Origin of the sequence: Streptomyces swartbergensis, assembly GCF_002148965.1 — a bacterium.
GTDB classification, from domain to species: domain Bacteria; phylum Actinomycetota; class Actinomycetes; order Streptomycetales; family Streptomycetaceae; genus Streptomyces; species Streptomyces swartbergensis.
Map to the genome: position 1 here is coordinate 1 of NZ_NGFN01000286.1, position 11005 is coordinate 11005.

The 11005-nt window shown below is 66.3% G+C and carries 7 protein-coding genes and 2 pseudogenes; 2 read left to right on the forward strand and 7 right to left on the reverse strand.

Annotated features, from left to right (window positions below; all coding sequences use genetic code 11):
- Both CA983_RS32785 and CA983_RS32790 read right to left on the reverse strand, forming a co-directional pair.
- The coding region (locus tag CA983_RS32785) for a TadA family conjugal transfer-associated ATPase (RefSeq protein WP_086604433.1) at window positions 1-1132 on the reverse strand (1132 nt) is incomplete at its 3' end.
- Window positions 1129-1578, reverse strand: a pseudogene (locus CA983_RS32790) (CpaE-like family protein); the annotation flags it as partial. The gene CA983_RS32785 and the pseudogene CA983_RS32790, both read right to left, overlap by 4 nt.
- Window positions 1579-1869: 291 nt before the next feature.
- Between CA983_RS32790 and CA983_RS45940 the strand changes: the two are divergent.
- Together CA983_RS45940 and CA983_RS48370 are read left to right on the forward strand one after the other, a co-directional pair.
- Window positions 1870-2244, forward strand: a complete 375-nt coding sequence (locus CA983_RS45940; RefSeq protein ID WP_143645607.1) for an A24 family peptidase — start codon at window positions 1870-1872, stop codon at window positions 2242-2244.
- Complete coding sequence (locus tag CA983_RS48370) at window positions 2241-3614, forward strand: PQQ-like beta-propeller repeat protein (RefSeq protein ID WP_086604434.1); 1374 nt, start codon at window positions 2241-2243, stop codon at window positions 3612-3614. The genes CA983_RS45940 and CA983_RS48370 overlap by 4 nt, the downstream gene beginning before the upstream one ends.
- Window positions 3615-3894: 280 nt before the next feature.
- Here CA983_RS48370 and CA983_RS32800 read toward each other — a convergent pair whose 3' ends face one another.
- The 5 genes and pseudogenes from CA983_RS32800 to ssd form a co-directional block, all read right to left on the reverse strand.
- A complete protein-coding gene (locus CA983_RS32800; RefSeq protein WP_086604435.1) occupies window positions 3895-4380 on the reverse strand; it encodes a hypothetical protein in 486 nt (161 codons plus the stop codon).
- A 1-nt stretch (window position 4381) separates the two neighbouring features.
- Window positions 4382-6553 carry a site-specific integrase gene (locus tag CA983_RS32805; protein WP_086604436.1) on the reverse strand — a complete coding sequence of 724 codons (2172 nt, stop codon included), beginning with the start codon at window positions 6551-6553 and terminating at the stop codon, window positions 4382-4384.
- Window positions 6550-8322 carry a hypothetical protein gene (locus CA983_RS32810; protein WP_086604437.1) on the reverse strand — a complete coding sequence of 591 codons (1773 nt, stop codon included), beginning with the start codon at window positions 8320-8322 and terminating at the stop codon, window positions 6550-6552. Before CA983_RS32810 ends, CA983_RS32805 begins: the two co-directional genes overlap by 4 nt.
- Window positions 8322-9779, reverse strand: coding sequence for a site-specific integrase (locus tag CA983_RS32815; RefSeq protein WP_244207193.1), 1458 nt, complete (start codon window positions 9777-9779; stop codon window positions 8322-8324). Before CA983_RS32815 ends, CA983_RS32810 begins: the two co-directional genes overlap by 1 nt.
- Before the next feature lie 104 nt (window positions 9780-9883).
- Window positions 9884-10549: pseudogene (gene ssd / locus CA983_RS32820) on the reverse strand (septum site-determining protein Ssd); the annotation flags it as partial.
- Window positions 10550-11005: the final 456 nt, after the last annotated feature.

An 11005-nucleotide genomic window follows, 5' to 3' on the forward strand; every position in this document is an offset into this window, starting at 1 on the left:
ACCCCCGCTCGCGCACGAAGGCCTCCGCTCCCCACCGCAGCGCCGGTACCGTCCGCACCAGCCCCGACGGGTCCCGCTCCAGCACCTGCACCTCGGCGATCCGCCGCCGCCCGGTCCGGTCGCGCACGAGGTGCAGCACCACGGACAGGGCGGCCGCCACCTGGCTGTGCAGCGCGGCCCGGTCGAGCCCGGCGGCCGTACCCAGGGCCTCCAGCCGGGCCGGCACGTCGGCGGCGGCATTGGCGTGCACGGTTCCGCAGCCGCCCTCGTGGCCGGTGTTCAACGCGGCCAGCAGATGCACTACTTCGGGCCCGCGTACCTCACCCACGACCAGCCGGTCGGGCCGCATCCGCAGTGCCTGGCGCACCAGGTCCTCAAGGGTGACGAGCCCCGCGCCCTCCTGGTTGGCGGGTCTGGTCTCCAGCCGCACGACGTGCGGATGGTCCGGCCGCAGTTCGGCCGAGTCCTCGGCGAGGACGATCCGCTCGTCCGGCCCCACCAGCCCCAGAAGGGCACTCAACAGCGTCGTCTTGCCGCTGCCCGTGCCACCGCTGACCAGGAAGGACAGCCGCGCGTCGAGGAGTGCGCGCAGCACACGGTCCCCGCCCGGCGGCACCGTGCCCGCCGCGACCAGCTCGCCGAGCGTGAAGGCACGCGGCCGTACGACGCGCAGCGACAGGCAGGCGCAGCCCACGGCGACCGGCGGCAACACCGCGTGCAGCCGGGTCCCGTCGGGCAGCCGCGCGTCGGCCCAGGGCCGGGCGTCGTCCAGCCGGCGCCCGGCCACGGCGGCGAGGCGCTGGGCGAGCCGGCGTACGGCCGCCGCGTCCGCGAAGCGCACCGATGTGAGCTCCAGTCCGCCGCCCCGGTCGACCCAGACCCGGTCCGGGGCCGACACCAGCACGTCGGTCACCGACGGGTCGGCGAGCAAGGGCTCCAGCGGTCCGCTGCCGACCAGCTCGGACCGCAACTGCGCGGCGGCCCCCAGGACTTCGGTGTCCCCGAGCACCCGGCCCTGTTCCCGCAGGGCCTGCGCCACGCGCGCGGGRGTCGGCTCGGCCCCGCTCTCGGCCAGCCACCGCCGCACCCCGTCGAGCAGTTCGGCGCCCTCGAGTCCGGCCGGGGTGCTCACGCCGCACCCGCTTCGACGAGCGCCCGCTCCCAGAACTCCTTGCAGAACCGGGCGAGCGGTCCGCGCGGGGCGGCACCCGGGGGTGCCGTGCCCTGGTCCGGGCGCAGCAGGTCCGGCTCGGTCGGCACTTCGCCGACCAGGGGCAGTCCGAGCAGCCGGGCCACCTCCCGGTCGTCGAGCCCCGGCGGGTACGGCCCGCGGACCGCCACCCGCAGGTCGCGCAGGACCATGCCGACGGCGGACGCCACCCGTCCGGCGGCCGCGACGGCGCGCAGCTCGGCGGGTACCACCAGCACACCGACGTCGAGCTGGGTGAGGACCTCGGCGACGCCGTCGTCGATGCGGCGCGGCAGGTCGACCACGACCGTGCCGCCCCGGCGCCGGGCCGCGGCGAGCACCGCGCGCACCGCCTGGGGCGGGACGGCGATCCGGTCGCCGCGGTGCCAGATTCTTTCCGCGAAGGTCGTGTCCCCCGCAGGTCACGTCTCTTTGGGCGACGGGCGAAGACTCAACCCCTGTCGCATTAGCCCGGCACTCTGTGTCGCATAGCCGGCTCACCGGAACCCTACCAAGTGACCAGAGTCACACTGGCTCGCTGACGGACCCACCGAACCTGCATGCACAGATCAATATCGGCAACGGCCACTCATGGAACTAATGTTCCTATACAGCCGCTGAAATGAAGATCTCCCAGTAAACGTACAGACACGCAAGCTTCTCTGCTTCATCATGGCGACATGACGACCCCTCGGCGACGGATCTTCTGGAGCTGCGTCACTACCGGCGCGATCTTCCTCGTTATCGGCTGCTACTTCGCGTACATAGGTCTCGAGGACGCCGACAAGCTTGCCAGCGTTCTCGGATTCTTCGTTGGTTCACTCGGATTGGCGATCGCGGCATTCGCGGCGTTCTACCAACGCGGGAACCAAGGCACCACACAGAGTGCCGGAACCCCCGGACAACCCGAAAATGAACCACGCCCAGAAAGCGACGAACACACTCCAGAAGGTCACCGAAATATCGCCAGCCAAAACCACTTCCACAACCAAGCCGCCATGAACGTCGGCGATAACACAACACAAACGAATCATTGGGGCCAAAGCAAGGAATGAAGCCAAGGAAGCGAGGATCCGAAAACGGGGCGAAAGAAAATAGGCTCAGCGAGTCCGAATTTCACGGCCCAACGTCGATTCAAATTGGAAACAACACAAGGCAATTCAACGTTTACGGATCGTCTCTGGCGCTGCTCGCCCTTTTAGCCGCGATAGCCGTATTGCTGGCAGCGCCATGGAAAAAGGAAGAGGTACCCCAAAAGGAAAAGCCTCGGCGTGTTACCCCCTCAAAGGTAGAACAGGGGGGGCGCTTTTACGTGGCCGACGACGCTGGTTTCCTAAGTGCCCTAGATCCGGCTACCGGTAAAGAGTTGTGGAGCTTTCACCCGCGGGGAGCCATCAGCGTGAGTCACATAAGTGGCGGGGGCCGCGTGTACGCCAGCGCCTTAGGGCGAGCTTCCAATGCATTATATGCGCTCGACGCATATAATGGTGACCCGATATGGAGCATTGATGAAGGGTGTGTCGGCCACCCCATTGGGACTGGACCCTCCTCTCTTATCGTGGATACAGGCAGCGCAATATGTGCACTGGACGACGAGTCAGGCGCCAAGGAATGGGAGATAGAGGGAGAATTCGCCGATTCCTTCATCGACCTGAAGACAGACACCCTTTTCTCCAGCGGTGACCATACTCTCAGGGCGAGCAACATCACGAACGGTTCCATTAGATGGCAGGTGAGTGCGGAACAGGGCGAGATCCTGGCGGCGACAGAAAAGGCTGTGATCGTAGAATCGGAAGCGAGACTTCGCGCCTTCGATCCACGCACGGGAGGGCATAAATGGTCCCGCAAGGTCGAAGAACTTGAACGAGGCGGAGTTGCCACCCCAGAAGCAATGTTCCTATTTTCTGACGCTACCGGCCTGCATGCGTTGCATACAGATACGGGCCACGACATTTGGCGCCTGACGGAAGGCGTCGGAAATCCTGTTTACAGCAAGGGCACTGTTTACACCGCAACTGAAGAAGGTGTGGTAGCCCTATCCGGCAAGACTGGCAGGAAAATGTGGAATGTCGAGGTGGCAGACAATGACAAATTCTCAAGCCTTCAGTACCACAAAGGTCTCTTCGCACCCCTCGACATGCTATACCTGGTGAACTCAGCTGCGGCGGTGGCTTTCTTTCCGACAGATGGGGCTGTCGCATGGAAGGCGCGCATAGAGCGAGAGCTTGTTAGTTCGTTGATGCAAGAACATTCCCTGCTAGCAGCTCAAGGTGCGGTCTTGGTCAGGGAAGGTGGCAACGATGTGAAGGTATTTGATACTGCAAGCGGTCATGTGCGCTGGACTTACACAGCTCGAGGCCAGATCGAGAAGGCGACCTACAGCGGTTCGCCAGGATCAATGGAGATAATTGACCGTATCCTTTGAGGGCAGGAGCGAGATTGACTCGAGTTGCACGTTTGACTGGCAGTGGTATGCCGAACCACCCTCGCGTAGCCTCAAACCGGTCTTCGGGATCCCAGGTTACTGTGGCCTATGAGGATAACTCCTAACGGAATGCCGTCCTCATCTCGTCAGGGCGCCGGCAGGAGATGAAGCTCACTCTGAGACAAATCAGCAGTTTTCTCGCTGGCTGAGTTGAAGTTGTCGCAGATAAGAGGCGCCGCCTGTCCCGCGCAGAGAAGGGCGGCACCTAAACAACGGTCAACTACACGGGCCTGTTGCGTCGGGCACTGGATGTCAGGACGGCAACCTTGCTGCTGGCGGCTCTTTCGGTGCGCAACCGCTCAATTTCGAGGTGCTGAGCGGCAATTCGTGACAGTGCTAGTTGCTTGAACTCTTTGAGTTCGGCGAGTTCGGCGCTCTGTTCTTCCAGGCGTGTTTCGAGCTTGGCTGTCTTGTCTTTCAGCCGTTGAATCTGAGCGAGTCTGGGGTCGACGACGGTGCCGGCCTCATGGAGCAGCTTCAGCCGTCGCTCGAACTCTTCGGCCAGGTGTTGGTAGGGGCCGGGGCGGATGGTTCCGTCGCGGTTGTTCTTCGGGTAGAACGCGGTGCGAGTCACGCCTGCTTCGGCCGCCAGGGTACTGAGGTCGCATTGGCGGCCGGGCGGCAGTTCACCGCGGAGCAATCGGTCCATCGCGGCCCGGATCGCTTCTTCCTTCTGTTTCCGGGTCTCTTCAGTGATGCGTCCCATGTCAGGCCCCCTGTGCGGTCGCGGCATCGATCTCGGCCAAGACGCGCAAGTCGCGGTCCAAGTCGGCTTGGAGACGGGCCTTTTCCGTCTGTTGGCCGCGTCTGACGTTGCCGATGAAGATCTTCTTGTTCTCCGCGCTGTCGGCCCAGACAGGGCGGTGGCTGAGATGGTGTGTGGCCTGCGGGCAGCGGGAGGAGTCACACATGCCTGCCAGCGGTTTGTCCCCCCCTGGTGTCCCTGCGAGGGTCAAGCACAGGGCCTTGGCCGGGTCGATGAACCAGCAATAGTTGGCGATGCCCAAGTGCAGCGTTTTCGCTCGTCTTGAAAGGAGATTGATGACTTCCTGATCTCCCGGCTTCACTCCTGGCGCGGCGGCTTCCATTGCCTGCAGTTCCTGGTCAACGGAGGCGAAGAAGTCGATCAGGTCCCGCGCTCCGGGGCCGGTTGGCATGATTCCCTTCTGTGAGTCGCGGAAGGCTGCCAGTGTCAGGTTCTGGTTGCGGGCCTGCTCTTCCGCGGCGACATCGGCCAGGAACTCGGCCTGCGCGCCTCCGGGACGTGCCGCGTAGCCCTCGGTGGTCACGACGGTCACGTGCTTGAGGTGGATCTTCGCGGCCAGCAGTCCGCCGGGCCGGTGCGCAAGTTCCATGGCCAGGGTGCGGCGCGTAATCCGCAGGTTAATCGGGTGGTCCGGGATCGGTGTCAGGCCCAGTCGCTGTCCTTCGGGACTGTTGACCCAACTGCTCAGGGTGTTGCACCGCCCGATGAAGGTAAAGCGGCCGAACGCGTAAGGAGAGGGGTTCTGGGGGTCCTGGAGGTCGACCGCCAGTTGGACGGCGCTGTAGGCCTGACGGACGGTGACCCATTCGTCCCAGACACCGCCGAGTTCCTGGCCCTTGATCAGTTTGGTCCGCAGCCGGTAGCGCATGCGGCCGGTTCCCAGGTCCTGGGGTGGCACGCAGGCGTCAACCGGCATCTCCATCAACTCACTCGCCCGCATCCCGGTCAGCAGCGCGACCACGACCATGCAGGCCGTCCGGACCCGGTCCACCAGGAAGTTGAGTGCCATGGCTCCCGCCACCCCTTCGGTCCAGGGCACCTCGCCACTGCCGTCCGCGCGAGTCACGGCCGGCGCGTCCCGTCCCCATCGGGGTCTGACGCCGACTGCCGCCACTGCCTGCTCCAGCAACGGGCGCATGGTGGGAAGCCACCGGTGAGCGAAGGTCAGCTTGCCCGCTTTGCGGGCAACGGCGTTCAGGCTCACCTGCAGCAGAGGATCCTCTTCGGACCACCCCTCGTGCAGGCGGCTGGCCACCTCAGTGGGCTCAAGCAGCTGCAGCGGCTCGTCTTCGGCGATGTGGGCGCTGATCGCCGCACTGAGGCGGGCCTGCCACCGCTCGTTGCTGGTCCAGGTGGGTGTTTCCTCCTCCTGCCGGACAGAACGGACCAGTTCCAGAACGTGCGGGCCGAGTGTCTCGACGATGTAGAGGGCTGCTGCCAGCCACGGCTGCAGAGCCTCCTGCCGCAGCGGTTGGGCCGCGTTCTCCCCGCGGGCCTTGCAGCCGGCGACCTCGAAGGGCGCACGGCCCGACCACGGAACGAATCCCTCAGTGAACCGGTCTGCGGTGAACAACTCGTTGTAGAACGCGGGCTCCTGCATGACCTGCACCGCGTGCATCCGTGCCTCCTGAGAGGCAGGCCGCAGGACTCTTCCCTTGCGGTCCCGGACGTCGCTGCGGTGGAGGTAGTAGGCCTGGCAGTGCTGCTGGGTGACATCGGCCAGCGATGTGACGCCGTGCCCGGTGAGCCAGTTGAACCACTCTGTGAGCTTGGTGAGACGGCCGTGACCGGTCTTGACCGCGACGGGGTAACGGAAGGCTTGCGGCAGTTCGCGTACGGCTTCATGTCCCGGGGCCAGGCGGGCGAAGGAGAACTCTTGAGCCACTACTCGCCAGCGTGGATTGCGGACCTTGGAGAAGTCCAGCTTGCGTTCGCTGGGTCTGAGACTGACCGGCAGTCCCTCGACGTCAGCGAAGGACCAGATCAGATCCCCGACGCGGGGACGGATCCCGCCCTTCCTGACCGTCAGGCCAGCTGCCTCGCAGATGTCGATCGCGGCGAGCGAACCAGCCTGCTGGCCGGCTTCCTCAGCCGTGTCGGTCACCGTCGTCATCGTGTTCCTTCTTCCGGCCGCAGCGGCAGTTCGGTGTCGTCGTCGATGACCTGCGCAGCTGCGGCGAGGAGAGCCTTGGAGGTGAAGTGGGCGTCGGGGGCGAGTATCTCGGCCAGGCGCTGGTCGTAGCGACCGAAGACGCCCATGAACTCGGCCTGGGTCATCTGGTCCCACTGGCGGGCGAAGAACGCCCGCAGGCGCATCAAGTTGGGCAGGTGCCGAGGGGTGAACAGGGCGAGCGGACAGAGCAAGCACACCCACGGGCGGGCCGGGCAGGGTTTCCCCTTCGGGCCGTGCAGGCCCGACAGCTGGTCCCCGCAGGCGGCGGTGAACACATCTCGTGCTCCGCCGACTAGCGCGACCAGGGCCTCGTCGTTCAGACCCAGGGCGACGACCTTCTCGGGGTAGTCGCGGACCAGCGCGGCAACGTCCTCGTCTGCCAGGACCACCGGTGCCTCGGCCCGTCGCAGCATGTCGTTCTGTGCTTCGGCGATGATCTCGTCAACGAGCTCGCGCTGCTTCGGGGTCCCGGCCTTCAGGTAGTGGTCGCCTTCGACTTGAGGACTTCGGTTGGGATCCAGGGTCGCGCGCTTGCTGCCCGCCCATGCTCGGCGGTCCCGCATCGAGTCGTAGGTGGTGCGGATCCGGTGCATGTTCATGGCCAGCGGTTTCCCGTCGTCCCCCATCAGCCCTCGGTCCACGACCCACTGCCGGATCGTGGTGACGGTGGCCGGTCGTGTGACCCAGGGACCGTGGTCGTGCGGGTCGTAGCGCACCCAGAGTGCCTCCCGGGCATCCGGCGGAGCGAACTGGCGAGCCAGCGCGGAGTGATCGGTCCACTGCCGCAGCAAGCGGGTCGCCCGGGTGGTCAGCGTCCGGCTCTCCTCGGCCGTGCGGCCCTTGATGTAGTTGAGCAGGATCGTTCGGTCACCGGCCCAGTCGACATCGGCCAGCCCAAGGTCATCCAAACCGTCCGGCACGATGCCGGTGTAGACCCCGAACAGCAGCCGGTAGCCGAGCATGGTGCTGACATTGGGGAAGAGCTTGGCGGCCTCCCAGCTGCGACGCCAGGGAAACCTCGTCCGGGGCAGCCCTGAGGGATGCGACGAGGACCAGGTCGCGAACGGAGCCGCCTCCACCGGACCCAGCTGGGCAAAGAGCCAGAGCATGTTCGCATCCGTCCAGCCGCCCTCGCGGGGGTCCCGGGCCGACTCGGCCGTCTTCACCGCCAGCCGGTGGGCCGCGTACGACTCCTTGACCGCGGTGCGGCAGACCTCGGTCAGGCGTGCCCACTCGGTCTCGCTGTAGGGCTGCAGGTATTTGCGGTCACGGCGGCGGTCCGAGACAAACTTTCGGCCGTCGACCAGTTCACGGACATCTGGGCGCAGCACCCCCTGGAGATCATCAAGGCGTCGCAGCATCATCCGTGCCTGGCTTTCCTGCACCGGCCGGTGCTTTCCACTCATCCAGAGCGCGGCCAGCGGGCCGCGGGTCAGCTCGGCCGCACTACCGGTGAAACCCAGCTCGTGCAGACCGTTCGTGAAAGCGCGGATCCCTGTCAGATAGCCGGCCAGCGTGTTCTCCTGGTCGATCCTGCCGTGCGGATGCACGAGGTCGGCCAATCCGTGCAGCAGTTCACGAGCCAGCACCGGATTGCGGGTGGAGACCTTCTCGCCGTGGGCCAGGCTGTTCACCCACCGCGTGCAGTCGGTGCCGTCGCTGAAGATCGCGGTGATGCCCGGTGGCTCATCGATCACGGTCGCTGGCATCAGATGTCACCTTCGTCGTCTTCGTCGAACTCCTCGGCCGCCTCGCGGTCCGCCCGTGACAGGGCCGTGGGCCGGCTTTCTGGCGCACGCAGGTCGGCGAAGATCCGAGTCGTATCAAGACGGTTCAGGTACTTTTCAGTGGTCAGAGCACTGGAATGTCCCAACAGGTCGCGCAGGACCAGCAGCGGATCATGGCTGGTGAGGTAAAGCGCCAGCGCGGCATCCGTGTCACCGGGCTGGACCTTCTGGGCCAAGCGCGCGTAGTGGCCAGACACGAGCTTGGCCATCGTTTGCATGGCGAAGGTGTGGCGCCCTCGGTGCGGATGAACATGCGGGAACCGCGGCTCGTAGCGTTCCCGGATCCGGTCCGAGGCGCGTTCGAAGACCGTGTTCCACGCGGTGAACGGCCGTCCCGGGCCACAGACCGACAACAGCATCGACCCGCCGCCGGGCGCGACCAGCCGGCGGCGCTCACCCGGCCCCAGGTCCTCCCACTGCATGCGGACGCCGTTGACCCGGCCGCCCCGGGCATCGGCCTCGGTCACGATCAGCGGCTCACCCCAGCGGGCCGGCGGCATCCACGTCGAGCCCGCAACGGAGGTCGCACGCTCGAATGCCAAGTAGCAGTGGAGCTCGACAAGCGTGTCGTAGTCGACCCACGTGTTGCGGAACTTTCCGCCCTTGGTGATGGCCCACGGCAGCGGCACGAGCGTCGGGATCTCGGTCCGCCTCTCCGGCAATGCGGGGACCTCGCAGGCCAGCAGGTAGGTGAACTCCTGCTTGCGCGGTCCGGAGGCGAACAGGAACCGGCCCACAGCCGCATTGCGGGCCATCTCCCGGCCCCGGTAGCCGCGCTCCTCCGAACCGTCCGGCTCCAGGCGAGCCAGGCCCTTGAGGAATAGGTCAGCGAAGTCGTCTTCGAGGTACCTGATCGTCACGTGCCCCTTCGCCTGGCGGCGACGGGCCTGATTGACCTTCCCCTCATGCAGCTGCCCCTCGAAGAGGCCCGTGGCGTGATCGTAGGTGAACGGCAAGGCGGTGGTGTAACCGTTCTCGATCGCCCAGGAGTAGAACTTGCCCAGCATGGCCATGTGCTGGTTCCACGTCGACGCCCTGAACCGGGCCTCAAGAGGTCCCCGGGCGCGATGGACCGCGTAGGTACCCAGCAGGGCCTTGAGCGGGTCCCTGCCATCGAACAGCCCCACTCCGTGCTCGTCGCCGAACTCCATCCACTCGCGCACAGCGCGGATGTACGACGGCCACGAGTTGTCCGACGGCACCTTGTTGGTCGGTAACTCGCAGGCCCAGCGGTTCACGACCGCGGAGGGCCGCAGCCCTTGATCGTCCTCGAAGAGCAGGTCTTCATCGAAAACCAGCGACATGCCTTCGGGGATGACCGGCTTGAACTCCAGCCCCCAGGTCTCCCAACCGGAAGACGAGTAGATCACTTGTTTCATGCACGCGGACGCTACCCGGCGGGACACCCCTCTCGTGCCCCCACAAACGGTCTCTGACCATAGGCTTCGCTCTCAAAGCGACACTGCAACTAAGCAGAAACAACCCAGCTGAGCACCCGCAGCGAGTGCAGCTCGGGCAGCGACTCCTCCAGAGCGCCCCCGCCGACCCGCCCGCGCGAGGAGGAGAACGCGGGCCAGCGCAGCCCGTCGGCCGTCTCGCCGCCGAGGAGTACGTCGAGTCCGCCGCCCAGCGGATCGGCGTCCACGAGGAGTGTGCGCAGCCCCTCGCGCGCGGAGGTGACGGCGAGCGCGCACGCGAGCGTGGACGCTCCGGCCCCGCCGCGGCCGCCGATGACGCCCACGGTGAGGGCGGGCCGGCCGACGCCTTCGGCCACGTCGGCGATGCGGTCGACGAGCCACTGTTCGCCGTCGGGCAGCATCAGGACGTGCTCGGCGCCGATCTCGACGGCCCGCCGCCACACCCCGGAGTCGTCCTGGTCCCGGCCGACGAGGACGACTCCCCTTCTGCGCGCGGCCCCGCGCACCCGCCGTGCGGCGTCGTCGCCCACGAGGACGAGCGGCGCGGCCTCCCAGCCGCCTCTGCGGTCGGGCACCCCGTGGTGCACCTCCGGTGTGGCGCCCGCCGCCGCGCACAGGCGCAGCAGGTCGTCGAGGAGTTCGCTGTCCTCGGTGACGATCAGCGGTCCGCCCTGCCGCCCTCCGGCGGCCGGCGGTGGATCGTGTGTGACGGCTCCGGCCACGGTCTCCATCCCCCTTCACTGCGTGACTCGCACGGCCCCTGCGGCCCCGCGATTCCCGAACGTGGGAAGAACCGGCAAGGCGGCCTCCCTTTGAACGGCCGACACAAACCGGCCGAACGCCCCCGGCAATCGGAGCCGGGGCCATGAACCCGCCGCGAGCGGGCTGCGCTGGAATCACGGTGCAGCGATCCCGGAAATCGTGTGGATCTTGGTGGATAACTGTGGACGCCTCGACGGTTGTGAATATCGCCGTCACCCATACCGGTGACGCTCCCGGGCCCCCTGTACGACTCCCACAGAGCAGTCTGACGACTACGCAACGTCACAGGTCATGGGCATGCCAATCACGCTGCCGAAGCGGCAACAGAGCGGCAATCCGGCCGCGCGAAGAAGGAGAAAACACATCCGGACATGCGACGACCCCCGCCGGGGGGGAGAGCGGGGGTCGTCCCCACGGCCCTACTC

Excerpts from the sequence above, each read along its gene's own strand:
- CA983_RS45940 (WP_143645607.1), top strand. The coding sequence starts at position 1,870 with ATGACGACCCCTCGGCGACGGATCTTCTGGAGCTGCGTCACTACCGGC.
- CA983_RS48370 (WP_086604434.1), top strand. The coding sequence starts at position 2,241 with ATGAAGCCAAGGAAGCGAGGATCCGAAAACGGGGCGAAAGAAAATAGG.
- CA983_RS32800 (WP_086604435.1), bottom strand. The coding sequence starts at position 4,380 with ATGGGACGCATCACTGAAGAGACCCGGAAACAGAAGGAAGAAGCGATC.
- CA983_RS32805 (WP_086604436.1), bottom strand. The coding sequence starts at position 6,553 with ATGACGACGGTGACCGACACGGCTGAGGAAGCCGGCCAGCAGGCTGGT.
- CA983_RS32810 (WP_086604437.1), bottom strand. The coding sequence starts at position 8,322 with ATGCCAGCGACCGTGATCGATGAGCCACCGGGCATCACCGCGATCTTC.
- CA983_RS32815 (WP_244207193.1), bottom strand. The coding sequence starts at position 9,779 with ATGAAACAAGTGATCTACTCGTCTTCCGGTTGGGAGACCTGGGGGCTG.